At 69.7% G+C, this 26,621-nt stretch carries 24 protein-coding genes and 3 pseudogenes; 21 read left to right on the top strand and 6 right to left on the bottom strand.

What is annotated here, in order from left to right:
* Positions 1–18 precede the first annotated feature (18 nt).
* The 3 genes from OG758_RS47910 to OG758_RS47900 are packed head-to-tail and all read right to left on the bottom strand — an operon-like array spanning position 19 to position 2,452.
* Positions 19–897, bottom strand: a complete 879-nt coding sequence (locus OG758_RS47910) for a phosphatase PAP2 family protein (protein WP_326715655.1) — start codon at positions 895–897, stop codon at positions 19–21.
* On the bottom strand, positions 894–1,757 hold the full coding sequence (locus OG758_RS47905; protein WP_326715654.1) for a VTC domain-containing protein: 864 nt from the start codon (positions 1,755–1,757) through the stop codon (positions 894–896). The genes OG758_RS47910 and OG758_RS47905 overlap by 4 nt, the downstream gene beginning before the upstream one ends.
* Positions 1,758–1,759: 2 nt before the next feature.
* Positions 1,760–2,452, bottom strand: a complete 693-nt coding sequence (locus tag OG758_RS47900) for a DUF4956 domain-containing protein (RefSeq protein WP_326715653.1) — start codon at positions 2,450–2,452, stop codon at positions 1,760–1,762.
* 171 nt (positions 2,453–2,623) lie between these two features.
* Here OG758_RS47900 and OG758_RS47895 point away from each other — a divergent pair, with 171 nt between their 5' ends.
* The 4 genes from OG758_RS47895 (at position 2,624) to OG758_RS47880 (ending at position 6,597) form a co-directional block, all read left to right on the top strand.
* Complete coding sequence (locus OG758_RS47895; protein ID WP_326715652.1) at positions 2,624–3,295, top strand: response regulator transcription factor; 672 nt, start codon at positions 2,624–2,626, stop codon at positions 3,293–3,295.
* A complete protein-coding gene (locus OG758_RS47890) occupies positions 3,292–4,707 on the top strand; it encodes a sensor histidine kinase (protein ID WP_326715651.1) in 1,416 nt (471 codons plus the stop codon). The genes OG758_RS47895 and OG758_RS47890 overlap by 4 nt, the downstream gene beginning before the upstream one ends.
* A 103-nt stretch (positions 4,708–4,810) precedes the next feature.
* Positions 4,811–5,386 carry a Chromate resistance protein ChrB gene (locus OG758_RS47885; RefSeq protein WP_326715650.1) on the top strand — a complete coding sequence of 192 codons (576 nt, stop codon included), beginning with the start codon at positions 4,811–4,813 and terminating at the stop codon, positions 5,384–5,386.
* A 59-nt stretch (positions 5,387–5,445) separates the two neighbouring features.
* The gene (locus OG758_RS47880; RefSeq protein ID WP_326716279.1) at positions 5,446–6,597 is read left to right on the top strand and encodes an MFS transporter; all 1,152 of its coding nucleotides are present in this window, start codon (positions 5,446–5,448) and stop codon (positions 6,595–6,597) included.
* A gap of 117 nt (positions 6,598–6,714) precedes the next feature.
* On the opposite strand, the gene OG758_RS47875 is transcribed toward OG758_RS47880, so the two are convergent.
* On the bottom strand, positions 6,715–7,461 hold the full coding sequence (locus OG758_RS47875; protein ID WP_326716278.1) for a transposase: 747 nt from the start codon (positions 7,459–7,461) through the stop codon (positions 6,715–6,717).
* A 248-nt stretch (positions 7,462–7,709) separates the two neighbouring features.
* Here OG758_RS47875 and OG758_RS47870 point away from each other — a divergent pair.
* From OG758_RS47870 to OG758_RS47840, 6 genes and pseudogenes are all read left to right on the top strand, one after another.
* Positions 7,710–7,832, top strand: a pseudogene (locus OG758_RS47870) (IS5/IS1182 family transposase); the annotation flags it as partial.
* 319 nt (positions 7,833–8,151) lie between these two features.
* Positions 8,152–9,306: an FUSC family protein gene (locus tag OG758_RS47865; protein WP_326715649.1), complete on the top strand. Its 1,155-nt coding sequence runs from the start codon at positions 8,152–8,154 to the stop codon at positions 9,304–9,306.
* Positions 9,307–10,100: 794 nt separating this feature from the next.
* Positions 10,101–10,487: a hypothetical protein gene (locus OG758_RS47860; protein WP_326715648.1), complete on the top strand. Its 387-nt coding sequence runs from the start codon at positions 10,101–10,103 to the stop codon at positions 10,485–10,487.
* A gap of 105 nt (positions 10,488–10,592) precedes the next feature.
* Positions 10,593–11,256 (top strand): annotated as a pseudogene (locus OG758_RS49305) (IS701 family transposase); the annotation flags it as partial.
* 1,192 nt (positions 11,257–12,448) lie between these two features.
* Positions 12,449–12,709: pseudogene (locus OG758_RS47845) on the top strand (transposase family protein); the annotation flags it as partial.
* Positions 12,710–13,080: 371 nt separating this feature from the next.
* A complete protein-coding gene (locus OG758_RS47840) occupies positions 13,081–13,422 on the top strand; it encodes a histone-like nucleoid-structuring protein Lsr2 (protein WP_326715646.1) in 342 nt (113 codons plus the stop codon).
* A 79-nt stretch (positions 13,423–13,501) separates the two neighbouring features.
* Here OG758_RS47840 and OG758_RS47835 read toward each other — a convergent pair whose 3' ends face one another.
* Both OG758_RS47835 and OG758_RS47830 read right to left on the bottom strand, forming a co-directional pair.
* Positions 13,502–13,747: a DUF2283 domain-containing protein gene (locus OG758_RS47835; protein ID WP_326715645.1), complete on the bottom strand. Its 246-nt coding sequence runs from the start codon at positions 13,745–13,747 to the stop codon at positions 13,502–13,504.
* Between the two features lie 68 nt (positions 13,748–13,815).
* Positions 13,816–14,580 carry a transposase family protein gene (locus OG758_RS47830; protein WP_326715644.1) on the bottom strand — a complete coding sequence of 255 codons (765 nt, stop codon included), beginning with the start codon at positions 14,578–14,580 and terminating at the stop codon, positions 13,816–13,818.
* A gap of 455 nt (positions 14,581–15,035) precedes the next feature.
* Here OG758_RS47830 and OG758_RS47825 point away from each other — a divergent pair, with 455 nt between their 5' ends.
* The 11 genes from OG758_RS47825 (at position 15,036) to OG758_RS47775 (ending at position 26,403) form a co-directional block, all read left to right on the top strand.
* Positions 15,036–15,992 (top strand): LysR family transcriptional regulator, encoded by a 957-nt coding sequence (locus tag OG758_RS47825; protein ID WP_326715643.1) that lies wholly within the window; start codon positions 15,036–15,038, stop codon positions 15,990–15,992.
* Positions 15,993–16,292: 300 nt separating this feature from the next.
* Positions 16,293–16,484 carry a hypothetical protein gene (locus OG758_RS47820; protein ID WP_326715642.1) on the top strand — a complete coding sequence of 64 codons (192 nt, stop codon included), beginning with the start codon at positions 16,293–16,295 and terminating at the stop codon, positions 16,482–16,484.
* Complete coding sequence (locus OG758_RS47815) at positions 16,481–17,899, top strand: MFS transporter (protein WP_326715641.1); 1,419 nt, start codon at positions 16,481–16,483, stop codon at positions 17,897–17,899. Before OG758_RS47820 ends, OG758_RS47815 begins: the two co-directional genes overlap by 4 nt.
* A gap of 65 nt (positions 17,900–17,964) precedes the next feature.
* Complete coding sequence (locus OG758_RS47810) at positions 17,965–19,659, top strand: dihydroxy-acid dehydratase domain-containing protein (RefSeq protein ID WP_326715640.1); 1,695 nt, start codon at positions 17,965–17,967, stop codon at positions 19,657–19,659.
* Positions 19,660–19,689: 30 nt separating this feature from the next.
* Positions 19,690–20,979 carry an FAD-dependent oxidoreductase gene (locus OG758_RS47805; protein ID WP_326715639.1) on the top strand — a complete coding sequence of 430 codons (1,290 nt, stop codon included), beginning with the start codon at positions 19,690–19,692 and terminating at the stop codon, positions 20,977–20,979.
* A 10-nt stretch (positions 20,980–20,989) separates the two neighbouring features.
* Positions 20,990–22,291, top strand: a complete 1,302-nt coding sequence (locus tag OG758_RS47800; protein ID WP_326715638.1) for an aconitase X catalytic domain-containing protein — start codon at positions 20,990–20,992, stop codon at positions 22,289–22,291.
* Positions 22,288–22,743: an aconitase X swivel domain-containing protein gene (locus tag OG758_RS47795; protein ID WP_326715637.1), complete on the top strand. Its 456-nt coding sequence runs from the start codon at positions 22,288–22,290 to the stop codon at positions 22,741–22,743. The genes OG758_RS47800 and OG758_RS47795 overlap by 4 nt, the downstream gene beginning before the upstream one ends.
* Before the next feature lie 223 nt (positions 22,744–22,966).
* Positions 22,967–23,779, top strand: a complete 813-nt coding sequence (locus OG758_RS47790) for an IclR family transcriptional regulator (RefSeq protein ID WP_326715636.1) — start codon at positions 22,967–22,969, stop codon at positions 23,777–23,779.
* A gap of 334 nt (positions 23,780–24,113) precedes the next feature.
* Positions 24,114–25,181 (top strand): aromatic ring-hydroxylating dioxygenase subunit alpha, encoded by a 1,068-nt coding sequence (locus OG758_RS47785; RefSeq protein ID WP_326715635.1) that lies wholly within the window; start codon positions 24,114–24,116, stop codon positions 25,179–25,181.
* Complete coding sequence (locus tag OG758_RS47780) at positions 25,178–25,447, top strand: hypothetical protein (protein ID WP_326715634.1); 270 nt, start codon at positions 25,178–25,180, stop codon at positions 25,445–25,447. Before OG758_RS47785 ends, OG758_RS47780 begins: the two co-directional genes overlap by 4 nt.
* Positions 25,444–26,403 (top strand): PDR/VanB family oxidoreductase, encoded by a 960-nt coding sequence (locus OG758_RS47775; RefSeq protein WP_326715633.1) that lies wholly within the window; start codon positions 25,444–25,446, stop codon positions 26,401–26,403. The genes OG758_RS47780 and OG758_RS47775 overlap by 4 nt, the downstream gene beginning before the upstream one ends.
* Positions 26,404–26,621 lie beyond the last annotated feature (218 nt).

Genomic DNA, 26,621 nt, shown 5'->3' with positions numbered 1-26,621 from the left:
CCGAGAGCACGGCGGAGGCTACTTCCCGGCGCCCGACGTGGCGGCGGCGTTTTGGAAGTAGTCGCCGACGAGGTCGCCGACCAGCGTGCCGGCAGTGATGTCACTGTTCACGTGACCGGCCATGTAGAGGCGGGAGTAGAGGACCTGGGCGGCCATCGCCTTGTAGTCCTCGGCGCGGTGCGGGGCCCAGTCGCCGAGGAGGGTGACGGCGGCGGCGGACTTGGCGGCGTGCCGCGAGGGGTAGGAGTAGGGGCCCTTTTGCCCGGCCGTCACGTGCTTGTCGGGGCGCAGGGACGGGTCGAGGACGTAAGGAGCGGGCTGCTTGTCGCGGGCGGCCACCTTCTCGGTGATTGCCTTGGCCAGCTTGAGGGCGGTCTTCAGCTCGGTCTTGTTAGCGGCCCCTTGCTCCTTGGGCAGCAGCTCACGCTGGTCGTGGCCGTAGAGCTTCCAGATGTCGCTCTTGCCGTGGGTTTCGAGCCAGGTCGCTGCCTTCTTGCCGGCGGCGGTACGGGTCTTGGCGAGAGCTTGCACCTGGTGCAGTTCGGCGGTGCGCTCCGCCTTGCCCGGAGGGGCCGGGACCTGCTGCGTGGCCCAGGTCAGGAACGCTTTGTCGTCGCGGGTGGAGCCGTGCGCGGCCTTCCACTTGGCGAACAGCGCGTCCGCGGTGTGCTTCTGCGCCGCCTGCTGCTTGGCGACATCGGCGACCTGGGCGTCGGTGAAGAGCACGGGCGGCGGGTCGGCCTTGATCAGGTCGGTCGCGCCGGGCTTCTTCTTCGCCGAGGCGGAGGAGGCGGCCGGGGCTGCGTCGGTGGCGTGGACCAGGCCGAAGGCGGCGGCGCCGGCGGCGACGACGGCGATCAGGGGGTACTGCCACTTCAGTCGGCGGGGGCTGTTCATGCGGGGGAGTTCCTTCCGGCGCGGGACGCTTCGGTGTGCGGGAGGGTGTGGAAGCGGGTGCGGGCGAGGCGGCGGACGTCGTTGTCGGGCAGTCCCGGTACGAGCAGAGACAGGCCGACGATGTACTTGCTGATGGACACCGGCCTGGCGCCCAGGCCGAGCAGGAGCCGGTCGGCGCGGGCGGGACGGGCTGTGCCCTTGGTCTCGACCAGGAAGTAGCCGGGGTCCAGCTCGGCGGTGCGGTCGTCGCGGTGGCAGGAGAGGGCGCCGTCCAGCGTGAGGCGGGTGCCGGCTTCGAGGTCGGCGAGGGCGGCCCTCAGGTAGCGGATCTCGCCGGCCGGGGTGAGTTCGGCGGCGGTGACCTCTATCCCGCTGTCGCAGAGCACGCGGTCGACGAAGGCGGCGGCCTCGGTGCCGGCCTCCAGGCGCCCGTAGGCGCCCGCGTCGACGGTATGGGCGTGCTTGACGGTGGCGCCGCGGCCGTCCTTGGTCTTGACCTCCGTGCGGCACAGCCGGTCCTCGGCATACAGCCGGGTGCGCACCTTCCACCGCCGGCGGCGCCCCTGCATGTGGGCGCGCCACGCGGCCAGGTGCTCGGTGTCGAAATAGGTGGTGCGGTAGGCAGTGGTACGGCGTCCGTGGATGTCCAGGACATGGTGGGTCTCGGCCAGTTGGGACATCAGCTGCTCCGCCGAGTAGGCCGGTATCAGGTACTTGCGGTCCACCCGGTGCTGGAGGGCGGCCGCGCCATCGATCTCGGCGAGTGAGGCCGGTCGCAGCCCTTCCAGGTGCAGCAGCTCGGTGATCCGTGCGCGGGGCAGGACCGCCACCCCGGTATCCGATGCCACGGTGGGCGTCATGGTCACAGCGACTTCCCTCCACCGGCCGCCGGATCGACCGGAGCCGGCGAGAAATCCTGCCCGTCCCGCTGCCCGGGGACGAAGACCCGCTCGCTGTCCTCCACGACGTAGCGGGCGGAGACGCGGGTCGTCTCCCGTACGTAGTCGATCTCGTCGACCTCGACGGCGAGTGGTGTGGTGCCGAGCCGTGCCGTCAGGTCGGCGCGGATGTCCTCGGCGTTGCGGTAGACCCGGTCGAGGGTGACCTTCGTGACGCGGGTGGGCTGGTGCGAGGCAGGGGAGTCGATCACCAGGACCGCGAGGAGCAGGACAGCGTCGATGCCGATGATCATCCAGGTTTCGCGCTGCGGCAGTCCGTTGCTCAGCGCGATCACCAGCGCAATGAAGGCGTAGGCGACGTCGCGGACCGTGAAGGCGGCGCTGCGCAGCCGGACCAGGGAGAGAATGCCGAACAGACCGAACCCGACACCGGAGGGGAACTTGCCGGCGCTGATTGCGGTCATCGCGGCGAACAGACCGAGGTTGAGCGCAGCCAGGGCCAGCGGCATCTCCGGCACAGACCGGCGGCGCCGGTAGAGCCAACCGACCAGCACCAGCAGCACCAGGACATCCAGGCCGGCGCGGGCCATCAGGTCTGCCGGCGTGAGTGCCGAGGCGAGGGACTTGTCGGCGAGCAGAAGGGTCGCGGCGTGCATGATTATGGTCTCCGTTCCTGGCAGTGGCCGCCCTGATGGCGGTCGAAGCCGGCTGCTGCCGTAAGGCGACGCACGCTAGAGAAGTTGCATTAACAGACCATGAAGCCTTGGCGGTGCCCTGGAGTGCCGACGAGCGCGCGGCGGCTGACGCCGACCGGGTTACCCTTCGGCGTGCACTTTCTGGTTGTCGAGGACGAGGTTCGGCTGGCCGACCTGATCGTCCAATACCTGCGTGAATCCGGACATACCGCCGAGGGGTGTTATGACGGGCCCAGCGGGCTCGACGCGGCCCGCGATCCGCGGGTGGACGCCGTCGTCATGGACGTGATGCTGCCCGGCATGGACGGCGTCGAGGTGTGCCGCACGCTGCGCCGAGAGGCCAACGACGTCCCCCTGGTGCTTTTGACGGCCCGCAGCGCGATCACCGAACGCGTCGCAGGACTGGATGCCGGCGCCGACGACTATCTCGTCAAACCCTTCGCTCTGGAGGAACTGAGCGCGCGGCTGCGCGCGATCTCCCGCCGCCGGCCCGCCCTCGGCGCCCGGCTCGAGGTCGGCGACCTGGTCCTCGATCCCGATGAACGGCGCGCGTGGCGGGCCGGCATCGAGCTGGATCTGTCCCGGCGCGAGTTCGCCGTCCTGGAAATCCTCATGGAGAACGCCGGCTGGGTGGTGAGCCGGACACGGCTGCTGGAAGAGGCATGGGACGGCGAGGCCGACCTCACCAGCAACTCCGTCGACGTCCACATCTCCAAACTCCGCGCGAAGATCGACAAGCCGTTCGGCCGGGACACCATCACCACCCTGCGCGGCACCGGCTACCGCCTGGAGACCCGGACGTGAGCGCGCCGCCGCCTGCGACACCGCACGTGGTGGCCGCCCCGGCCGGCCGACCACGAGGCCTGCGGCGCTGGCAGCGGCTGCCGATCGTGCAGCGCCTGGTCCTGGCTGTCGCCGTCACCATGTCCGTCGTCCTGGGCGGAGCGACCGGCCTGGTGTACTGGCGAGTCCAGCACGCCCTGGACGAACAGCTTGACGCGGACCTGGCCACCTACAACCACGACCTCCTCAACGACCTCCATGCCGGGCGGAAACTTGGCGGCCCGGACGGCAGCGCCTACCAGATCCTGGACAGCCACGGGCGGATCGTCGAGGCCAGCAGCCTCGTCCGTACGAAGCAACTGCTCTCCCCCGCCGACATCACCTCCGTCACGGACGGCGCCACCATTCGCCGTGACATCGGAGGGCTGCTGCCACTCGACCCGCACACGCTGCGGATCAAAGCCCAGCAGGTGCAGCTGCCCGACCACCGCAGGGTGATCGCCGTCGCCGCGTTGCGCCGCGGGCACCGCGACGAAGCTCTGCGCGAACTGCTCGCCCAGCTGGCCATCGCCGCGGGCCTCACCCTGATCGCTGCCTCCTACGTCGGCTACCGCACGGCCCGCGCGGCCCTGGACCCCGTGGAGCGCTACCGTCGGCACGCCGCGAGCCTGGCCGACGGCACCTCCGGCCTACGGCTGCCCGTTCCCGAGGACCGCGACGACGAACTCACCCGGCTCGGGCACACCCTGAACCACATGCTCGCAAGCCTCGAAGCCGCCGCCGAACGCGAACGCCGCTTCCTCGCCGACGCCAGCCACGAACTGCGCACCCCGCTCTCCCTGCTGCGTGCCGAACTCGACGTCGCCCTGCACCGCCCCCGCTCCGCCACCGAACTGACCGGGACCCTCCGCTCGGTGGACACCGAGGTCCAGCGCCTCATCGACCTCACCAACGCCCTGCTCGACCTCGAACAGCTCGGCGCCACCGACGACGTCACCCGCGCCCCCGTGGACCTGGACGAACTCATCGCCTCCGCCGTCAACCCCCACCGACCGGCCGCCGCACGCGACCGCCGCACCATCACCGTCAACGCCGCCCCCGCGACCGTCGCCGTGGACGCCTCATGGATCCGTCCGGCCATCGGCAACCTTGTCGACAACGCCCTGCGCCACAGCCGCGGCGACGTCCACATCACCGCGACCGCCCACGACGGACACCTGCGTGTCACCGTCACCGATGAAGGCCCAGGATTCCCGGCCGACTTCCTGCCCAAAGCCTTCGAACGCTTCACCCGTGCCGAGGCCAGCCGCACCAGCCCCGGATCCGGCCTCGGCCTCGCCTTCGTCGCCGCAGTCGCCTCCTCCCACGCCGGCACAGCCCACGCCGAGAACACCCCGAACGGTGCCGCCGTCACCCTCGACATCCCCTGTTGACCCCAGGGCAGCCGCAGCTGCACACAAGCCCTGTACGGCCCCGCCCTCTCCCCCTAGTGACAGCCATACCTTCACGTGATGTAACGGATGTTACTTTTGTCTGGTGACTGGCGAATCGCTGACGCAGTGGGTGGTGCTGGTGCTGCGGCTTCCCTCGCAGCCTTCGAGACACCGGGTCGCGGTGTGGCGGGAACTGCGCCGGGTCGGCGCACTCTCGCTGGGCCAGGGCGTGTGGGCGGTGCCCGAGGTGCCCGTATTCGCCGACGGAGTGCAGCGGGCGCTGGAACTGACCGAACGCGCGAACGGCGAGGCCCTCGTGCTGCGGGCCAGCGGACGCGAGGCAGATGATGCGGCCCGTTTCCAGGCCCTGTTCACCGCCGCCCGCGAGGAGGACTGGGCGGAGTTCGTGGCGGACTGCGGCAAGTACGAGGCGGAGATCGACAAGGAGATCCGCACCGCCAAGTTCACCCTCGCCGAACTCGAAGAGGAGGAGCAGAGCCTGGAGCGGCTGCGGCGCTGGCACCGCGACCTCAAAGCCCGCGACGTGTTCGGGGCCCCTGGCGCCGCCGCCGCCGAGCAGCGGCTTGCCGAGTGCACGCGGCGGTGCGAGGACTACACCGAGCGGGTCTTCACGGCCCTGCACGCCTTCGGGCCGGGCACGGACGGCGGCCGGCCATGACCACGCCCTCAATGAGCAGGGACAGCGGAGAGATACCCGCACCCGGGGCATCGCGGAGGATGTGGCCGCTGTACGCGGCCGGGTTCACCACTGCCTTCGGAGCCCACGGGATCGCCGCCAGCCTCGGTCAGGCGGACGCCGACCTGACCCGCTCACTGCTGTACCTAGGACTGCTGCTGGCCCTGTACGACGGGGCGGAGGTGATCCTCAAGCCAGTGTTCGGCACGCTGGCCGACCGTATCGGCGCCCGGCTCGTCCTGCTCGGCGGGCTGGCCGCATTCGCCGCCGCCTCCGTGGTCTTCGTGATCGTGCGGGATCCGAGCTGGCTGTGGGCTGCCCGACTGGGACAGGGAGCGGCCGCCTCCGCGTTCTCCCCGGCCGCCTCCGCCCTGGTCGCCAGGCTCAACCCGCAGGCCAAGCACGGCCGCGCGTTCGGCACCTACGGCTTCTACAAGAGCCTCGGCTACACCGCAGGCCCCCTGCTGGGCGGCCTCCTGGTCTGGGCCGGCGGCCTGACGCTGCTGTTCGCTGTCCTGGCGGTGCTCGCGGCCACAGTTGCAGGGTGGGCGGCCCTCGCGGTCCCTTCCCTACCGCCCCTGCCTCGCGCCCGCCAGACCGTCCTCGACCTGGCCCGACGCCTGGCCGATCTCGCCTTCCTGCGGCCCACCATGGCGCTGGCCGCCGCCACCGCCGCCCTGTCCATCGGCGTGGGCTTCCTGCCCGTCTCCGGAGCCGCCGCCGGTCTGGGCCCACTCGCCACCGGCGCCGCCGTATCCGTCCTCGCAGCCTGCGCCGCACTCGTCCAGCCCCGCGCCGGCCGGGCACTGGACGCAGGACGACTAACCTCCCGCACGGGCCTGCCCCTGGGCCTGCTCATCACCGCCGCCGGACTGGCCGCCGCGATGCTCCCGGGCCTGACCGGCGTCCTGCTGGCCGCCGCCCTGATCGGAACCGGCACCGGACTGATCACCCCGCTCGGCTTCGCTTCCCTGGCCGCGGCAACCCCGCCCGAACGCCTCGGGCAGACCATGGGCGCAGCCGAACTCGGCCGCGAACTCGGAGACGCCGGCGGCCCCCTGCTCGTCGCCACCATCGCCACCGCCGCTTCCCTCACCAGCGGCTACGCCACACTCGCCCTCCTCATCGCTGCACCCGCTCTCATCACGACCATAAGGATCACCGTCCGCCCCGCAAGAGGCGAAAGCCGCTGACCAACACTCAGCTCACAGCGTCCTCGGTCGTAGCCATCGCCAGGACGGTTAAGGCTTGTCCCGTAAATGATCTTCGACGTGGTCGGAGTGTGGTTGGCTCCTGTTGAAACCTGTCGGCTATCCGGCGAGGTTGAGGTTGTGCAGGCGGGCGATGCCGAGCATGGCGTGGTGGACGCCGTCGCCTTCGAGGCGGCAGTCGCGGAGGATTTTCCAGGTCTTCATGCGGGCGAAGACGTGCTCGACTCGGGCCCGGACCTGTTTGTGTGAGCGGTTGTGTTCCCGCTTCCAGTCGGGCAACTCCTCTCCAGGAGTGCGGCGGTGGAGCATGAGAAGACCGGTGCCGGGATAGCCGCCGTCGGCCATGACCAGAGCTCTGCCCACGGCGGCCTTCGCGCCGTATTCCGACCATGCCTTGCAGTCGTTGCGGTTGCCGGGCAGGGGGTCGCCGACCACGACGACCAGGCGGGTGTCGGCGTCGATGACGATCTGGTGGTTGGTGGAGTAGCGGTAGTTCTTGGATTGCTCGGCGATCCTGTGGTCGCGGGTGGGGACCAGGGCGCCGTCCACGATCAGCACAGCGTCTCTCGCGAACCGGTGCCGGGGCGGGAACGCGAGGAGTGGGCCGAGCTCGTCGATGATCCGGTCGGCCGCTGACTTCGATACCCCGAAGAGCGGCGCGAGTTGGCGCATGGTCAGGTTGGTTCGCCAGTACGCGGCGACCAGCAGTACCCGGTCTTCCAGCGATAGTCCCCACGGCCGGCCGCGCCGCACCCGATCCGCGCCCTCCCGGCGCAGCACGGTCACCAACTTCTGGCGTGGCACTGAGCTGGTGGCGCGATTGCCATTGCCGAGCTGGCCGTGAATGCCGCGGCCCCAGGCGTAGACCTTGCCGCTCTCCCCCGTCGAGGTCAGGGCGGCGCCCAGCCTGACCGTCGCCACCTCGGGCACGTCGAGATCGTCAAGAAGGGGCAAGGCCAGCAGGAGGCGGGCGGCCGGGTCTTCGACACCTCCGGCCGAAGGGGAGGGGCTGTCAGCGAGGCGCACCAGCTCGCGCCATGACAGTCCGCTCCCCGACAGGTCCCCCTCCCAACCGGCGACCTGCTGGGCGTGGCTCCGTGCTGACCGACTACCGCAGACTCAGCCCCCGCTTCGAACACCAACCCGCCAACTACCTGGCCTTTTTCGGACTTGCAACCGCGCTCTGCTGCAAACGACTCTCGAAGCTCACCATGTAGGACGCCGTCCACATGACGATGCCCAACCGGCTCTCCCGCAGACCATCAGCTGGTGAATACGTGGAGGAGGCTTCAGGCCGAATGAGGCAGGCCGCTGATGCGAGGGCGGGCCGCGTCGGCCCGTCGCGCAAAGGGGCTTCGGATCTGGGTTGCATGGCCCCGCTGCGGACCCATCCTCTCGGCGCGCCCCGTGCCTTTCGCGGTGCTCCGCTACGGCACCTGATCCCAACGCCAGCCGTCGGTCGGCAGTAACGGGCCACGGGTGACCGTGGCCGATGTCACGAGATCAAAACGGACATTTGATGCCATCATCAAAGTCATGCAAGATTCAACCATTCGGCTGGGGCGCACTCCGGTGCCGGCAGCGGGGCCGCTACGCCGCCTCGCCGGCCGGCTGAGCACCAAGCGGGCCGGCCATGTGGTGCACGGCGCCAAAACCCTCATCGCGGCAATGCTCACCTGGAGCATCGTGGCCCCCTGGTCCCCCGAGGGCCGGCCCTACCTGGCGGTCGCCACGGCTCTGCTCATGGTCAACGCGTCCACGGTGTACCAGTCCGTGACCAAGGCGGCACAAAATGTGGTGGCCAGGGTCGCCGGGCTGATCCTCGCCCTCGCGACGGCCCGGCTGCTGGGACCGACCGCGGGCGCCGTCGCGGTCATCGCGGTCCTCGCGGTCATCGTGGGCCCGCGCCGCACCGCTGACGACCGTCTCCAGGTCGCCTCCACCGCAGTCATCGCTCTGGCCGCCACCGCAACCGACCCCATGGGCAGTCTCATATCCCCCGCACTGCAGACACTCACGGGCGCGGCGGTGGGCATCGCGGTCAACGCCCTGGTCCTGCCACCGCTCTACCTGAACGAGTCCGATTCCGCCGTACGCGACCTCGCCCGCTCGATAGGAACACTGCTGCACGACATGGGTACCGGCCTCTCCGGGCGACAGCTCGCCCCCAAGGCCCACACCTGGCTCCACCAGGCGCGCAGCCTGGACAAACGCCTCACTCGTGCAGAGGAACAGGTACAGCAGGCCGGCGAGAGCCTGCGGTGGAACACACGCTGCGTCGCGCACACGCGACGCAAGGAGACGACCTTCGACGACACATTCAGGGTCTTGCGCGGGGTGTCGATCCAGGTGCGCGGAATCGCACGGACCCTCGCCGACAACGCGCACGACAACCACTCCGACCACCACCTGGGACACCAGTTCCTCGACCAGTACGCCGAAACCCTCCAACTGGCGGGAGCAGCCGTCCAGGCATTCGCCGAACCCGGCCGGGCAACCGGCTCACCGGACACATCCCCCCGCGAACGCTTGCGCGCAGCGATCGACGGCACGCTGGCCTGGCACGACACCATGACCGACACCATCGCCCGCGGCACCCTCACCAAGCCCGGCGCCTGGCACGTCTACGGCTCACTCATGACCGACGCGGAAAGGCTGCTCGCCGACCTCGACCGCACGGATACGCACTGACCCACGACGCAGGCGGCCACGTGGTGTGGTGCGCGGCGCGTGAGCACCATCACCCCGCCCGTGCCGGTCACCGGGCAGTGGTGCGCGGCCTTGCCGGCACACGCCCCCTCCAGAGCCCGGCCACTGGCGCCTGCCTTGTCAATCGTTTGGCCGGCCCTGCACACGGCCGCACCCTCGTGCGCCCTTGACCACCGCACAGTGGCCCCAGGAATCATGAACCGGGGGCTGGCGACACACACCGGCGGCCGAGGCCACCGGTGCGCACCGTGACGTGCCCGAGCAGGCGGGCGGGGCCGTGAACGCCATCCAGCCGCAGACCGTCACGCAGACCTGCATCGCCCTTGGGAGCCGTGAGGAATCACGGCGTTGCCTCCGGCCGCGGCCGTCAGTTGATCCGGCATGGCGCGTGCGACGTAATCCGCGGTCAACCGGCCGCGCGTTCGATGGCGTTGCGTTGCTGCCTCCCTTGAGCGAACGACAGTGCCGGCCGGAGCCGGCGACCGGAGTAGGGCGGCCGGGGCGCGGCGGTGTACGAACCGTTGCCCGCGCCACTGGGGCGAGCACCGCTGTCCGCACCGACAAGAAGAGGGAGCCGCTGCGCCAACTCCCCAGCCCCAGGCAACCGATACGGGCCACCGGAACATCCGACGTAACGACTTCCGGGACATGACGCACCTCACCCCCCAAGTAGTTCATCGTTCAACCACTTCGGGGTACTGTCGTCAGTGCCTGATCAAAGGCAAGCCCTCGCGGCCTGTTATGCAGGTCACGGGATAAGCAAGGAGGAAAAGATCATGGTTTTCACCATTGCGCAGCGTGCTGCTCTCGGGGCCGCTTCCGTCACGTTCGCAGCCGCGGGACTCCTCGCGTCGGCCGGTCCCGCGTCGGCAGCGACCCACCCGGCCAACGACCGGACAGCCATCGTTTCCCACCACGTTCAGCTCCTGGACACCCATGACGACGGCCGCAGCCAGGACGCGGTACGAAACAGCAACGACGACGACCGCCGCCGCTGGGTCAGCGACCAGATCGCATGGACCCTGCACCACGACCAGGCCAATCACCCGATGAACAACGACGACAGCCTCCGCCGCTGGGTCAGCGACCAGATCGCATGGACCCTGCACCACGACGGACCTCACCACTGGACACCGCAGTACGAGGGGCCCTCATACCGCTGAGGCGGCTACCTCCGCTTCCCCGGAACACCACGGACGCAGACTTCGATCACACATGGCCGCAGACGCCGCAAGCACTGCAACGGGCTTCGGCGCGGCCGGTCCGCTCGGGCCGCCGGCATCAAGGACACGGTCGCCTTCGAGACGAAAGCGGTCACCGCCAAGACGACGGTCCGCCGGGCAATCGCACACAACGCCCCGTTCAGGCGGGTGACCGTGGACGACGCCGCCCATGGGCTTCCCCACAGGCCGGCGGACCGAGCTCGAACGGGCCGATACCTTCCACCTCATGGCCACACCTGCCACGACACCGCCGTCACTCCGGGCCATCGCCCCTCCCGCACGACCTGTTTCCCGGGCTGCCCCGGCAGAAGCAGAAACGCCGTTCCTGCGGCAACGGCGCCCATGGGCCGCGTGTCCACAACCGGGAGAGGGCGCAGATCCGTCCCTGGCGCCGCGAAGACCGCCGCCATGCAGCGATCGCCCGCAGCAGCGTCAGCCAGCCCCAACAGATCTCCTACTACGCCGCCTGCTACCCGGCAGCCACCACGCTCGACGGCCTGATCCACGTCGCCGACAGCCGCTGGGCCACCGACAAACGCTTCCGGACCACGAAACAGGGCTGCGGCCTGGACGACTACCAGGTCCGCCGCTACCCCGGCTGGCACCGCCACCTCACCCTCGCCATGACGGCCCACGCCTGCCCTATCGCCCTGCCGGACCACTCACTCGATGCCGGAAAAGCAAAACGGATCCTCCCAGCAAGAGTTGAGCCACGCCGAGCCCGGCATGAGTGGCCCAGAGAGCACGCGCCATACCACGCTTGGACAGCGGGCCCTGCCGGGCTGCCCGGGGAAGCAGGAGACCGGTTCCCGAGTCCCGGTCCTTGAGCAGGTCGTCCGCCGGATCCGGCAACCGAATGGTCAGCAGGGCCAATTGGACCCGCGCCCCGTCGTGGGTCAATGCCTGCCAGGAACGGGTGATCTTCTGCAGGATCGACGGACCGCCATCGCCGCTCAGTTCGAACAGGTACTCCTCCCCCACCGCGACCGACGCGTCCACCGCGTACTTGACCTGCGCGTAGCGGGTCGGTCCCCATCCGCGCGGTAGTAGACGACATCGTCCACGCCGCCGGCCGCGGTGACCTCGACACCGATCGCCACCGCTGCTGCGGGGACACCCTCCATCGAGTCCTTGTATGCCTGGATGCACCCCTCCCACACGAAAAGCCACGGGCAGGTGTCCCTGGCCACGCGCACACCCGTAGCACGGGGAGGAGGAAGAGCCGGCACCCGCACCCCTTACGAAGGAACCCGCACCCCTTACGAAGGAACCCGCCCCGACAGCGGAACCCTCAAAGCCCACAAGGTCTCACCGACATGCGATATCAGCTCACACCATCACCCTCCCCCGCACAGGCATCCCCAGGCCAGGCCGCCGGATTCCCTGTAGTAGACGGTGACAGCCCTTACGTACGCCGGAGCGGTCCTCTCGCGAAAGACGGCCAGGAAATCGAGGGCGCCGTGTCGCTGGTGCGTGGAGGAGACGGTTCCAATGAACCCCTGCAGCTCCATCGCGGCGCTGGCTTCCTCGTGACTCATGCCGAATCGGAGCGGGCCTACGCTGTCGAAGGGGGTGTAGTGCCACTGCACTCGATCGGAGTCGTTCACGACAGACCACATAGTCCGGCCATCTCACCACACGCCACTGACGTCACGCTCAGTCAGCCATCCACTGGAAGTGAGCCAGAACCACTACTCGTGAATAGAGCCGCCGATCGCCTCGTCGAACTTCTGGCGGGTCGTCAAGCAGTGGTGGAGCCGGCCGAGCATGCGGTTGAACAGGCGGCGGAGGGCGGCGTAGTGGCGATCCCCTGCGTCTCGTCTGCGCTTGTAGTGAGCGTGGGCTCCGCATGAAGCGGTATGCGCTGCATACAGACCAGACGTCTCACCCGGCACCTGCCAGGACTGACCCAATGGCCAACCCACGACGCCTATGAGCCGTATCAAGGCGCCGGCGGACCCGTCCGCGTACCGTTTCGAGGCCGCCGCCTCAAGCGATGGAAGCGCCGTCACGACACCACTCACGCCAAGATCCGCTGCATCGGCGAGCAGGCCATGACCACACTCAAGCGCTGGCGCCTCCTGCGAAATCTCCGCTGCAGCATCAACCGAATCACCGACGTGGTGAAGGCCGTCCTCGTCCTTCACCACGCATCAGCGTGAGATTGGAAAACGCTCACTGTTTCGCTGTCGTAAATAAGCGACTGCGTTTTCGATCACGCTTCGGACACTTCGTGAAAGCCCGAGGCTAACGCCCAGTCAGGAAGACACACAGGCGGCTCCACCGCTACTGGGCTATCACGCTCCCAACCCTTGCCATACATCCCCCGGAAAGGTTCTCACCGCGCCCGACGCCCCTCATGACTGGATGCTTCGAACGCCTTCTCGAGCCGACACCGCTGGCGATAATTTATGCGAGCAGAGTCAAGTCCGAACCCCAACCGACAACCATGCCGCAATTATCCCCCTTACCATACAGACATACTACGGAATACCCATACCCACCACAGGAAACCATGCGGTACGATCCGACCATGGCTCAAAAGACAATCATCATTTACACGGACGACCTCACCAACCAGGAATCTGAGGAGGTATCGACTCATACGTTCTCACTGAACGGAGTGAATTACGAGATCGACCTCTCCCCGGAGAGCTACGACAAGCTCGCCGACGCATTGGGCCCATTCATTCAGGCCGGCCACAAGACCGGCCGCACCACCAAGAGCGGGGGCGGGAAGTCTCACGGCAGGACCACCCAGGATGGAGCGAGCGCCGAAGAGATCCGCAGGTGGGCCAGGTCGAAGGGCATTGAGGTCAATGACCGCGGACGCGTGCCGGCCACCATTCGCACGCAGTACGAGGCTGCCCATTAGACATCATTCCGGTCGGTGAGACTTTTCCAACCTGCTGCAAGGCGCACCGCGGTCGTCGCGAGCGCGGTGCTCGACTGTTTCATGCACCTTCGGTATCCAGTCGCTCCGCGGACTGGAGCAGGTACTCGGGCAGTTTTGAACTGGCAGCCAACACCTCGATGCCGATGAGGCGGCCCCGCTCGTCAAAGTCGAGGTTGATCATGCCGTCGACGTCCACTGGATCGCAGGGATACACGCGCGCCGACTTCACGCGGGCCTGCGGTTCGGTGAGGTATATGTACGCCGCGTCCACGGTCCTGTCGTAGGTGACTCTGACGTCTGCCACGGTGAGCGAGCTCCCTTGCTGTCGTTGATGGCGGCACTTTCCTTGTCCTGCCTCCGGCCGCAGCGACCTCAGGCTGCCGTGGCGAGGCGCAAGACCAGCACGGCCTTGACGATGTCGGTGATACGGACGGTGCTGCAACGCAATTTGCGCCGGAGGCGCCAACTCTTCAGGGTGGCGTTGGCCTGTTCTCCGACGGCTCGGATCTTGGCGTGGGAGGAGTTCACCGCCCGCTTCCCGGCTGGGAGCGTGCTCCAGCGGCCCCGGTAAGGCACCCGGATCGTCCCCCGAGCTCCCTGATATCCCCTGTCTGCCCACGCCCCGATGCCGGCTTGGGTGAGTGCTTCGATGATGCCGCGGGTGCGTGCGGCCTTGATGTCGTGGACGGCACCCGGCAGGGCAGGTGAGACCCACAGCAGGCGTCCGAACGCATCGGCGATGACCTGGACATTCATGCCGTGGCGCTTGTGCTTGCCAGAGTAGTAGGGGCGGTCGGCGGCAATGCGGTCGATGTGCAGCAGGGTGCCGTCCAGGATCACGAACGCCTTGTTGGCGGCGACGGTCATGGCCTGCTTAAGGGTGGGGGCGAGGGCGGCCAGGACCTCAACCGCCTCGGCGATGTATCGGTAGACGGTGGCCGGCCCGATCCCGAAGCCGGCCGCGAGCTGGGCGTACGTGTGCCCGCAGCACAGGCGGGCCAGCGCGAGCAGGGCCTGTCGGTCAGCAGTCAGTCGGCGCCAGCGCGTGCCGCGCTCACGGCGCCGAGCTGTCAGCAGGTCGGACAGGTAGCGCAGGGTCGAGCCGGACAGATCGATCCCCGATGGGTAGACAAGCACGTGAAGCTCCGGGCGGACAGGCTGATCTTGGTCGACAACTCATCTACCAGGAACTTCGCCTTCCCTCAACGCCGCCCTGGGCCAACCGCCTTGCTGCGCAGCCAGGTTGGAAAGGCCTCATTGCCGCCGGGCGTCAGGCGGAGTCAACTCGGCCGCCTGTGACGCGCTTGGGAGCTCTGGCGGCGCAGATCGCAGGGGAACCGCAGCTTAGGAGTCCTTCGAGACGAACACACTTTGCGAGGCCATCGGTCGCAGTTTGAGGCCCCGCATGGCCAGGATCGTCGCGAGCCCCCACGCGATTGTGGCGAGGCCAGCTGCGACCTGGCGGGCTTCCCCGGGCGTGCCGGACCACACCATGACGACGGTGGCGGCGGTGACCGCCTCCCCGACCGCGGAGGCGGCCCGGAGGTGAAGGATGGAAAAGGCCGGCGTGCGTGGGGCAGAATCCCGGGCATATGAGCCCACGGCAGTCCCGTCCCACGCACCTCGCGAACCTCGATCTCAACCTCCTGGTGGCGCTGCGAGCGCTGCTGCGCGAGCGGAACGTCACCCGGGCCGCCCGGAACCTCGGCGTCACCCAGCCCGCCGTCAGCGCCGCGCTGTCCCGGCTGCGCCGGCATTTCGGGGACGAGCTGCTCGCCCGGGTGCAGGGTGCCTACGTCCTGACGCCGCTCGCCGCGCAGCTGGCTGGGCAGGTCGAGACCGTGTGCGCGGCCGCCGAGAGGCTCTTCGCGACAGGCAGGGCGTTCGACCCCGACACCACCGAGCGGGAGTTCACGCTGCTGATGGCCGACTACCAGGCGACGGTCCTCGGCCCTGCGCTGTCACGGCTGTTCGACCGTGAGGCGCCGCATGCGGCGCTCCATGTTCAGCTCATCAGGGAGACCCTGGGCAGTGGCGCGGGCGACGCGATCCGGCTCGTCGACGCCATGGTCTCCCCGCCGCTGGGCCACTTCCGCACCCCAGGTGTCCACTCGGCTCCGCTCTTCCAGGACCGGTGGGTCTGTCTGGTGTCCGCCGACCACCCGCTGTGTGGGACCGAGTCGTTCGGCATCGAGGACCTGGCACGGCTGCCGTGGGTGGTGCCCTACCACCGGGACGAGGGCTACCCGTCGGCCGCTCCGGCGACCCGGCAGCTGAGCACCCTGGGCATCCGGCCACGGATCGCCGTACGCGTGGAGAGCTACCGGGCCGTGCCCGACTTCATCTCCGGAACGCGGCGGGTGGCGCTCGTTCCGGAGCGGCTCGCCGCGCCGCTGAGGTCCGCGCACGGGCTGCGCACGCTCGCCTGCCCGGTACCGCTCGATCCGCTGGAAGAGCATCTCTGGTGGGACGCGAGCCACGACGAGGACCCGGCGCACAGCTGGCTGCGTGACCTGGTGGCCCGGGCGGCGGCCTGCCTCGGACCATAAACGGAATTGATACCTCCCAGTCGAACGCTCTATTGACCTGGGCATTCCCTCCGGCGAGACGGTCCGCCTACGGTGCGGGGCATGCAGTGAGAGCCGCGTTCGCGGCACAACCCCCTTCCACAGGAGCCCTCGATGCCCCATGCCCTGACCGTGGCGCAGGTCACATCTGATCGACGGCCTGCCCATGCTCGGCGAGCATGTGGGGAGCTCCCTGATCGGCCCGTTCTTCCGGAGCGGCGGGCTTCTTCCAGGCGACCCGGCTCGCCGGCGCCGCACCCCTCGGCATGGCTCTTCGCGGCCATGACCGGAACAGCCGCGCTCGGCGCGGTCGTCACCCGTGTCCCCACCGTGACCGGTCCGGACCGGGACCCGCTGACCGTCATCCGAACCGGGGACCGGGGCAGCGTCGACGCCGGCCAGGGCATCGCCACGGCCCGCATTGACCCCGCACCCCGCCCCGCCCTCCCCTCAACGATGAGGAGACGTCCATGAGCGCCACACCACACCTCGTGGAACTGGCCCCGATCATCGAGCGTCAGCGAGCGAACCGCCGCTGGCTGTTGATGTACGCGGTCTGCTGTCTGATCACTTTCCTCGACGGCTTCGACTTCCAGATCCTGTCGTTCGCCGCCACCTACCTCAAGAAGGACTTCGGGCTCACCGAGACCCAGCTCGGCACCCTGGGCACGGTCGGCCTCTTCGGCACCATGATCGGTGCGCTGATCATGGGTTATCTGGCGGACCGGATGGGACGCCGTCCCACCATCATCGTGTCGGTCGCCGGATTCGGCGTCTTCATGCTCGGTTTCGCCCAGGCGGACACCTATGCACACCTGTTCGCCCTGCGCTTCATATCCGGGCTCTTCCTCGGCGGCGTACTCCCGCTGACCTGGGCGCTGGCGGCCGAGTACGCGCCGAAGCGGTTCCGGGTGACCGCCGTCTCCATCATCATGTGCGGCTACACGCTCGGCGGCGCTGCCGGCGGTCCCGTCTCCAACTGGCTGATCCCCGACTACGGCTGGCGATCGGTGTTCGTCGTCGGTGGTGTCTGCTCCCTGCTCACCGTCCTCGCGGTGCTGCCGCTGCTGCCCGAGTCGGTGAAGTTCCTGGCGCTGAAGGCCCGCCCCGACAGCGACGAGCGCATCTCCCGCATCCTGAGCCGCTTCCAGCCGGGCCTGTCCATCGAGCCCGGGACCCGCTTCACCACCGAGGCCCAGGAGCAGGCGCACTCGGGCAAGCGGTTCACCCCCGTCCAGCTCTTCCGCGGCCACCTCGCCGCCATCACTCCTCTGCTGTGGGTCGTCTACCTCCTTTCCTCGGCGCTGATCTACTTCCTGGTCTTCTGGGCCCCGATGATCAACGAGCGGATGGGCTTCAGCGTGAGCGCGGCCGCCACCATCGCCGCCCTGGCGAGCGTCGCGGGCGCCGTCGCGCAGCTGTTCATCAGCCGGTTCGTCGACCGCAAGGGCGCGGGCATCATCCTGTGGATGCCGCTCGCAGCCGTTGTCTGCATGGTGACGCTGGGCAGCGGAGCTCTCGCCCCGGCCGTCTACGTCGCCTTCGTCATCGGCGCCAAGATGTTCGTCAACGGCGGTCATGGCGGTATCACCAGCATCGCCGGCACCTTCTACCCGACGGCGATCCGTGCCAACGGCGCCGCCTGGGCGTCCTCGGTCGCCAAGATCGGCGCGATGGTCGGTCCCTGGCTCGGCGGTGTCATCCTCGACGCCGGTCTCGGGGCACAAGGCGCGTTCACCGTGTTCGCGGTCTGCCCGGCCGTGATGGTGGTGGTGCTGTTCGTGTTCGGCCGGGTCCAGCGTCGGCTGCCGGCCGAGGCCGAGGGAGCGATCTTGGTGGAGACACCCACGACCGGCGTGGCGCCGGTGAAGACGGCGGCCGCCTCCTGATGACGGACGCCCGCCTCAGCCACTTCGCACAAAAGCACCAGCAACAACCAGGAAAGAGTCGAGCGGTGTCCACCAAGCTGCGGAGCAACCATCCGATCGGGTCCTCCCGCTGGGCGACGACCCGCACGCAGTGGAAGGCGCTGGGTTACAACGACGAGGAGATCCGTCGGCCCAAGATCGCCATCGTCAACTCCTCCTCCGGGCTGGCGCCGTGCTTCGCCCACCTCGACAAGGTCGCGGAGGCCGTCCGCCAGTCGGTGTACGACGCCGGCGGGCTGGGCTTCGAGATCCGCACCGTCGCGCCGACGGACTTCAGCATGGCCGCCGGCCGGGGCGGCGGATATGTGCTCTCGGGCCGCGACCTGGTGTCCTACGACATCGAGTCGGTGGTCGAGGGCGCGCAGCTCGACGCAATGATCTGCCTGGCGTCGTGCGACAAGACGACGCCCGGCCAGCTGATGGCGGCCGCACGGACCGACGTCCCCACTGTGATCGTCGCCTGCGGATACCAGAGCTGCGGTGTCCTCGACAACGGTCGCCGTGTCGACATCGAGGAGGTCTTCGTCGACGCCGGCAAGCTCGCCGCGGGCGCCATCAGCTTCGACGACCTCTGCCAGATGTCCGACCGCGCCATCACCGGCCCCGGCGTCTGCCAGGGGATGGGCACCGCCAACACCATGCACATCGTCGCCGAGGCGCTCGGGATGGCGCTGCCCGGCTCCGCCCCGACCCAGGCCAACAGCGAGACGATGTGGGCGGCCGCGAAGGCCGCCGGCCCGGTCGTCATGGCGGCGATCGAGGCGGACCGGCGCCCCAGCACGGTGATGACCCCCGCCGCGTTCCGCAACGCGGTGACGGCGGTCATCGCGGTCAGCGGCTCGATCAACGCGGTCAAGCATCTGGAGGCGATCGCCGCGGAGTCGCCGTACGACATCGATGTCCACCGGCTCTTCGAGGAGATCGGGCGGGAGGTCGGGCCGATCGCGGCGGTCCAGCCCAACGGGCCCACGACGATCGACGAGTTCGACGCCGCGGGCGGCGCTCGCGGCGTGCTCCTCCAGCTCGGCGACAGGATCGACGGCTCGGCCATGACGGTCACGGGCAAGCCGATGGCCGAGGCCGTCGCCGGCGCCCCCGTCGACGCGGAGGTGATCCACGCCGAGCCGATGCGCGCCGAGTCCACCATCGTCTTGATGCGCGGCAACCTGTGCCCCGACTCCGGCATCGTGAAACTGTCGGTGACGGAGAACCGGGCCCGCACCTTCCGCGGCGCAGCGCGTGTCTTCGAGGCAGCGCCCGAGGCCACCGAGGCGATCGAGCGCGGCGAGGTGCTGCCGGGCGAGGTCCTCGTGCTGCGGGGGCTTGGCGTCACCGGAACACCGGGGATGGGGATGGCCTCCAACGTGGTCTTCGCGCTGAACGGCGCCGGCCTGAGCGAGCAGGTGGCGTTCGTGACCGACGGGCAGCTCTCGGGGCTCGTCAACAAGGGCATCGTCGTCGGCGAGATCTCGCCCGAGGCAGGCGTGCCCGGCCCGCTGGGCGTCGTCCGCACCGGTGACGAGATCGCGATCGACGTCCCGAACCGGACCGTCGACCTGCTGATCGACGACGAAGAGCTGAACCGCCGGATCGAGGCGTACGCCGAAACACGCGCGCCGCAAACCTGGCCGGCGCGGCCCGGCTCCTGGCTCGGCGTGTACGCCGACGCCGTTCAGCCGCTCGACCGGGGCGCCACGCTGCGCCGGACCGCCGCCAACTGACCAACGCTCTCAAGAAAGACGAACGACACCATGCCCCACGCCCTTTCCGATCTCGTCGTCCACACGGTCACCAAGCCGGCCGACCATCCGGCCGAACGGCTCGACGCCGACATCCTCGTCGTCGGTGCCGGCATCGCCGGGCTCTCGGCGGCCATCCAGGCGCGCCGCCTCGGCCGCGACGTCGTCCTCGTCGACGCGCTCCCGGTCCTCGGCGGCCAGTGCGTCAACTCGATGATCGGGCTCTTCTGCGGGATCTACGGCAACGCGCCCGACTACCGCCAGCTGACCTACGGGATCTTCGGCGAGCTCTTCGAGGCGATGGAGAAGACCAACGACATCTACTACCGCCGTACCCACACCCAGACGGTGGTCTACGACGAGGTGGCCCTCGGCCGCTGGTTCGAGAACATCGTCCAGGAGCTCGGCATCCGGGTGGTCCTCGGCGCCTGCGTCAGCGGCGTGGGGATCGAGGGCGGCGTCATCGAGCGGGTCGACTTCGCCACCCGCTTCGGCCCCGTGAGCGTCACCGCCCGCGGTGTCGTCGACGCGACCGGCGACGCTGCGCTCGCCTGGGAGGCGGGGCTGCCCTGCCAGGTCCCCGACCGTACCGTCTGGGGCTCCCAGCAGATCCGCCTGGAGGCACTCGACGAGTCCGGCAATCCGGAGCCCGCCGAGCTGGTGGCCCGGGTCGACGAGAAGGCCGGCGAGTACGGCCTCGTCCGCCGCGACGGGCTCGCGTTCTTCTTCCCAGGCCGCAACACCGCGGTGATGAACATGACCCACGTCGAGGCTCCCCTGACCGCCGTCGAGGCCGCCGACGCGCAGCTGCGGGGCCGCGCCCAGGCGGACCGGGTCGTGAAGTTCCTCCGGCAGGAGTTCCCGAAGGCGTTCAAGAACGCCAAGGTCCAGGCCTACGGATTCCCGGGGCGGCGCCAAGCCCGCTGGCTCGCCGCCTCCCACCAGCTGACCCTCGACGAGGTACGGCAGGAGACGAAGTTCGACGACGCCATCGCCCGGACGGCCTGGCCGGTCGAGCTGCACGACCGGGTCGAGGGCTACGTATGGGAGACCTTCGGCCCCGACCACGTCCACTACGTCCCGCTGCGCAGCATGCTCTCGCCGCAGGCGCACAACCTCGTGGCCGCGGGCCGCTGTGTCGACGGGGACGCCGCCGCCCTCTCCAGCGTCCGGGTGATGGGCCCTTGCTCGGCGATGGGCCTCGCCGCCGCGCACGCCCTCGACCTGACCCTGGGCGAGGACGTCCACCAGGTCGACCTCGGGGCGCTGCGCGACCGCGTCCGTGTGAACGTCCAGGACTGAGGAGGAGCCGATGGTCGCTCTGACCGACGAAGAAAAGGCCATGCGCGACGGCCGTGACGGCGACGCCGTCGCGGCGGCGATGGACCTGCTCATCAGGTACGCCGGCGCCCTGGGCGCCGAGCACCTGTGCGAGACACGCAATGTGGCGGGGACCAACACCCAGCCCTCGCCCGCCAAGACGAAGCTGTTCGAGGAGGGCGGCTGGTCGAAGGCGTTCGCGGTGATCAGCCTCGACTGCGACGACGACATCACGGTGCCGCAGATGAAGGTGCCGACCTGCCAGCTCCAGCACGGCTTCGGCAACGACGCGCTGGGGATCATGCCGTACTCCGAGCGCAACATCGAGCTGCAGGCCGACGCCGAGTCGTTCTACAGCTCCAAGGGCGTCAACGTCCTGGCCACGTGCACTCCGTACCAGGTGGGCAACCTGCCGACCTACGGCGAGCACGTCGCCTGGATGGAGTCCTCGGCGGTGGTGTACGCCAACTCGGTCCTCGGCGCGCGCACCAACTGCGAAGGGGGCGCCTCGACCGGGTCGGCGAGCATCACCGGCCGGATCCCCTGCTGGGGCAACCACCTGGTGGAGAACCGGTACGGCACCCATCTGATCGAGTCCGGGCTGCGGATGACCGGCTTCCAGGACTGGGGCATGTTCGGCTACTTCGTCGGCGACGCGGTCATGGAGGCGCGGCCGGTCATGGTCGGCGACCTCGGCCAGCCCGACCTGGCGGACCTGAAGCACTTCGGTGCGGCCGCCGCCTCCTCGGGCGGCGTCGAGATGTACCACATCCCTGGACGCACCCCCGACGCGCCGACCCTGGAGGCCGCCTTCGGCGGCGCCGCCGAGCCCGAGCCGCTGCACTACGGCGAGGCGGAGCGCCGCGCGATGTACGACTCGCTCAACTCCATCGGGAACAGCGAGGACGTCGACTTCGTGCTGATCGGCTGCCCGCACGCCTCGCTCGAGCAGATCGGCCGGGTCGCGCGGGCGCTCGAGGGCCGCACCCTGTCGGCCGGGACCGAACTGTGGGTCATGACGCCGCGCGCGCTGCGTTCCGTCGCGGACCGCAACGGGTGGACGGCCACCATCGAGGGCGCCGGGGGACGGGTCCTGACCGACTCCTGCCCGGCCATGTCGCGGGTGGCGCCGGCGGGCACCAAGGTGTTCGCCACGGACTCGGCCAAGCAGGCCCACTACCTGCCGGCGATCCTCGGCATCGAGGCCTGGTTCGGCACCACCGAGGAGTGCGTCGACGCCGCCGTGACCGGCCGCTGGCGCGGCTCGCTGGCCCCCGCGGCGGTGGTCCGATGACCAGCGTCGCAGAACCTGGGCGGCTTGTGCTCCGCGGCCGCGGCATCGTGCCGGGGCGCGTCGAGGGCGAGGCCCTGGTCTCCCACGAGACCATCTCCGGCTGGGGCGGGATCGATCCGGCCACCGGCACCATCGTCGAGCGCAGGCACGAGCTCTACGGCGTCTGCTTCACCGGCAAGGTGCTGGTCTTCCCGGGGGCGAAGGGCTCCTCGGGCTGGTCCGGCTTCTTCCAGTCGACCCGCCTCATGGGCACCGCGCCGCTGGCGATGGTCTTCACCCACCTGACCACCAAGGCCGCCCTGGGCGCGATCGTGACCCGCGTCCCCACGGTGACCGAGCTCGACGACGACCCGGTCGCCAGGATCGCGACTGGCGACCGCGTCGAGGTCGACGCCGACAACGGGCTGGTGGTGGTGCACGGCCCGTGGCCGCGGGCAGATCATCCGCGGTGACGAGTCCGCGCCCCGCCCGCGGCTCGGGGTCGTCACCGACTTCACCGGTGACGGCCCCCGAGGCGCGGGTGACCGGTCGGACACCCTCGGCCCAGGCCGCCCGGCGACCTGGGCGGGGCCGTACGGTAGCCCTCATATCGCCCCGCGCCCGCCGGTACACGATCGGGCGCGCCTTGCTCCCGGCCCTCTCCCGCCAGGAGCCCGAGCATCCCGGAGCCGCAAGGTGCCTGGTAAAAGCGCAGCGACGGGCGGGCGCGACGCCCGTTCCCTCAGCGTCCGCACACTCGACGTGCTGGGCGCTTTCGGCGCCGCCCGCCCGCGGCTCACCCTCTCCGAGCTGTCCCGGGCGAGCGGCCTCTCCCTCACGACCACCCACCGCATCGCCACCGACCTCATCGAGTGGGGCGCGCTGGAAGAGGCCGACGGTGGCTACCAGATCGGACTCCGGCTCTGGGAGGCGGCGTGCGCGGCGCCCCGCGGGCTCGCCCTGCGGGAGACCGCGCTGCCCGCGCTGGAGGACCTCTACGAGGCGACCCACGAGAACGTGCAGCTGGCCGTGCGCGAGGGGCTCGAGGTCGTCTACGTGGAGCGCATCACCGGCCGTGGCGCGATCCGGGTCCTCACCAAGGTCGGCGGGCGCTTCGCCCTGCCGGCCACCGGCGTCGGACTCGTCCTGCTGGCACACGCTCCTCGGGAGGTCCAGGAGCGGGTGCTGGCCGAGCCGTTGCGGCGCTGGACGCCGTACACCGTCACCGACCCCGCGGTGCTGCGCAAGATGCTCGCCGAAGTGCGTGGCGCCGGGTCGGCCCTCAGCGACCGTCAGGTGACCGAGGACGCGTTGTCGGTCGCCTGCCCCGTGCGTGGCGCGGGCGGCGAGGTGGTGGCGGCCCTCTCCGTCGTGGTCCGCTCCGACGGCCCCCTCACCCCGACGGCGCTGACCCCCGCGGTACAGGCGGCGAGCCGCAGCATCTCCCGCGCCCTGGGCTGGGAACCGACCCGGCCGACCCGTGGCCGGCGTCTGCTGGACGCGGGCTGAGGTCCGTGGGCGTGGGCTGAGGGCCCGCGCGACGCGAGCTGAGAGCCCGTCGGGCGCGAGGTCACATTCCTCGCCGGGCGCTGCGGCCCGGTTTCTTGCGTGCGCTCCGCGCCCGTTCCCGTGGCGATGCTCCGCTTCGCTACCACAGGATGCGATTCCTCCCGGGGGTGAACCCCGGGGTTCCTCACAAGAGCACGCTCAAATTCCTTTCCTTCCGTACATCGGAAGTGCCCTGGGCCGCAGAGGGCCGCGTCGGTCAACGTGAGGCAACCCGGTCGTCGCACCGGACCCCGGACGGGGTTCAGCCGGGCGAGAGACCGACAAGGAGACACCGATGCCCAGTTGGCCTGTGAACCAGTGGTACGTCGCCGCCTACAGTGAAGAGATCGGCGACGGCCTGCTCGGACGCACGATCTGCGCAGAGCCGCTCGTCTTCTACCGGACCGGCGAGGGCGAGGTCGTCGCGCTGGCCGACCGGTGCGTGCACCGCCGGTACCCGCTGTCGCTCAGCCACCTCAAGGACGACCAGATCGTCTGCGGCTACCACGGCTTCACCTACGACAAGACCGGCGCCTGCGTCGCCGCACCGGCCCAGAAGCGGATCCCGCGCACGGCCCGCGTCCCCGCCTGGACGGTCCGCGAGCAGGACTCGCTGGTGTGGGTCTGGATCGGTGACCAGGAGCTGGCCGACGAGGCGCTGATCCCGCGGGCGCCGTGGCTGGACTCGCCCAACTACACGGTCGTCCGCGGCATGGAGCCGCTCAAGGCGCGCTACAGCCTGCTGGTCGACAACCTGATGGACCTCTCCCACGAGACCTACCTCCACGGCGGCTACATCGGCACGCCGGAGGTCGCCCAGACGCCGATCACGACCGAGGTCGACGAGGACGCCAACGTCGTCTACGTGAGCCGCCACATGGACGACGCCGAGTGCCCGCCGTTCTACTCCAAGTCCACGGGCATCGATGGCCGGATCACCCGCTGGCAGGACGTCGAGTACCACGCGCCGTGCCTCTACCTGCTGCACAGTCGGATCGCCCCGGCCGGCGTCCTGCCGCCGCAGGAGGGCCCGGACGACAAGGCCTTCCACGTCGAGGTGACCTACGGGATCACCCCGTCGACCGAGCACGAGACCCTGGACTTCTGGATGGTCTCGCGTGACTTCGCGCTCGACGACGAGGAGGTCACCGAGTTCCTCGCGACCAACAACCACACGGTGGTCATGCAGGACGTCGTCGCGCTCGACCTGCTCGAAAAGGTCGTCGAGGGCGAGAAGGAGAACTACCAGGAGCTGTCGATCAACATCGACACCGGCGCCCTGGCCGCCCGCCGGATCCTCACCAAGCTCCTCGCCCAGGGCGAGGAGAGGACGGCCGCGGCGAAGGCGGTGACCGCGCCATGAGCAGCCCCGACCAGGCCGCTCCCGCCGCCCCCGTGCGCGCGGACCTGCCGGCGCCGACCAAGATGCTCAAGGGGCGGACCGTCTACCGGGTGGTGTGGAAGCTCAACACCGACGTGCTCGTCGGCTACTGCTGGTGCGGCACCACCCACGAGGACACCGACCCCATCGCCCTGTGGGAGTGGCTCCTGGCGCACCCCGACACGCACGGCGGCGGCCGGACCGACTCCGCCGTACCCGACCCCGAGCCGGAGCTGGTGGACGCGTGAACACTGAGATCGAGCTGGAACTGGTCGTCGCAGCCGCCACGGAGCCCGCCGCGGACGTCCGGCTACTCGAACTGCGCAGCCCCGACGGGGCCGAGCTGCCTGCCTGGTGTGCCGGGGCCCACATCGACCTGCTGCTCGACGACGGGCTGGTGCGGCAGTACTCGCTGTGCGGCGATCCGGACGACCGCAGCAGCTGGCAGGTCGCCGTGCTGCGCGAACCGGAAAGCCGCGGCGGTTCGGCGCACGTCCACGACAAGCTCGGCGTGGGCGATCCGATCAAGACACGCGGTCCGCGCAACAACTTCGAGCTGGAGCCGGCGGCGGCATACGTCTTCGTGGCGGGCGGCATCGGCATCACGCCGATCCTCCCGATGCTCGCCTCGGCCGACGCAGCCGGTGCCGACTGGCGGCTCTACTACGGTGGCCGCACCCGGGGCTCGATGGCCTTCGTGGACGACCTTGTGGCGCGCCACGGCGACCGCGTCGTCGTCCGCCCGCAGGACGAGACCGGACTCCTCGACCTGGCCGGGATCGTCGCAGGCCGTCCGGACGGCGCGCCGATCTACTGCTGCGGGCCGGCGCCGCTCCTCAACGCCCTGGAGTCCGTGTGCACGCCCCTGCCGTCCGGCACGCTGCGCACCGAACGGTTCACGGCACTCGAGGCCGACCCGGACGCCGTCTTCGAGGGTTTCGAGGTCGAGCTGACCGACTCCGGACAGGTTCTACAGGTGCCTGCCGACAAAACGATCCTCGACGTGATGGAGGAGGCCGACATCGAGGTCCTCTCCTCCTGCCGGGAAGGCACCTGCGGCACCTGCGAGACCGGCGTCCGCTCGGGCACGATCGATCACCGCGACGTCCTGCTGACACCCGACGAGCGAGCGGCCAACGATGTGATGTTCGTCTGCGTCTCCCGGGCCGCCCCCGGCTGCTCGAGACTGGTCCTCGAACGCTGACGGCAGTCACCGCAGCCACACAACGACGAAGGTCCCGCCCGATACCGGCCGGGACCTTCCGCCGCGCGCAGCCAGGAGCAGGCCACCCGCTGAACCCGCCCCAAAAACCGCGCTTACCGCGTTCATCAACCTGCGCGCCCTCAATCCCGAACACGAGCACTGGCGCCGCGGCATCGAAGCGGCTGTCATCTATCGCCGGGGAACACGGCGACCTGCGC

The sequence above is a fragment of the Streptomyces sp. NBC_01474 genome (assembly GCF_035918215.1).
GTDB lineage: Bacteria > Actinomycetota > Actinomycetes > Streptomycetales > Streptomycetaceae > Streptomyces > Streptomyces aureus.
The sequence above is the reverse complement of the archived record's forward strand: the minus strand, read 5'-3'. Positions and strand labels throughout refer to the sequence as shown.

What these genes read in the sequence shown, in the direction of transcription:
- OG758_RS47910 (WP_326715655.1), bottom strand. Translation starts at nt 897, where the DNA reads ATGAACAGCCCCCGCCGACTGAAGTGGCAGTACCCCCTGATCGCCGTC.
- OG758_RS47905 (WP_326715654.1), bottom strand. Translation starts at nt 1,757, where the DNA reads ATGACGCCCACCGTGGCATCGGATACCGGGGTGGCGGTCCTGCCCCGC.
- OG758_RS47900 (WP_326715653.1), bottom strand. Translation starts at nt 2,452, where the DNA reads ATGCACGCCGCGACCCTTCTGCTCGCCGACAAGTCCCTCGCCTCGGCA.
- OG758_RS47880 (WP_326716279.1), top strand. Translation starts at nt 5,446, where the DNA reads ATGTGGCCGCTGTACGCGGCCGGGTTCACCACTGCCTTCGGAGCCCAC.
- OG758_RS47865 (WP_326715649.1), top strand. Translation starts at nt 8,152, where the DNA reads ATGCAAGATTCAACCATTCGGCTGGGGCGCACTCCGGTGCCGGCAGCG.
- OG758_RS47860 (WP_326715648.1), top strand. Translation starts at nt 10,101, where the DNA reads ATGGTTTTCACCATTGCGCAGCGTGCTGCTCTCGGGGCCGCTTCCGTC.
- OG758_RS47840 (WP_326715646.1), top strand. Translation starts at nt 13,081, where the DNA reads ATGGCTCAAAAGACAATCATCATTTACACGGACGACCTCACCAACCAG.
- OG758_RS47825 (WP_326715643.1), top strand. Translation starts at nt 15,036, where the DNA reads ATGAGCCCACGGCAGTCCCGTCCCACGCACCTCGCGAACCTCGATCTC.
- OG758_RS47820 (WP_326715642.1), top strand. Translation starts at nt 16,293, where the DNA reads ATGACCGGAACAGCCGCGCTCGGCGCGGTCGTCACCCGTGTCCCCACC.
- OG758_RS47815 (WP_326715641.1), top strand. Translation starts at nt 16,481, where the DNA reads ATGAGCGCCACACCACACCTCGTGGAACTGGCCCCGATCATCGAGCGT.
- OG758_RS47805 (WP_326715639.1), top strand. Translation starts at nt 19,690, where the DNA reads ATGCCCCACGCCCTTTCCGATCTCGTCGTCCACACGGTCACCAAGCCG.
- OG758_RS47800 (WP_326715638.1), top strand. Translation starts at nt 20,990, where the DNA reads ATGGTCGCTCTGACCGACGAAGAAAAGGCCATGCGCGACGGCCGTGAC.
- OG758_RS47795 (WP_326715637.1), top strand. Translation starts at nt 22,288, where the DNA reads ATGACCAGCGTCGCAGAACCTGGGCGGCTTGTGCTCCGCGGCCGCGGC.
- OG758_RS47785 (WP_326715635.1), top strand. Translation starts at nt 24,114, where the DNA reads ATGCCCAGTTGGCCTGTGAACCAGTGGTACGTCGCCGCCTACAGTGAA.
- OG758_RS47780 (WP_326715634.1), top strand. Translation starts at nt 25,178, where the DNA reads ATGAGCAGCCCCGACCAGGCCGCTCCCGCCGCCCCCGTGCGCGCGGAC.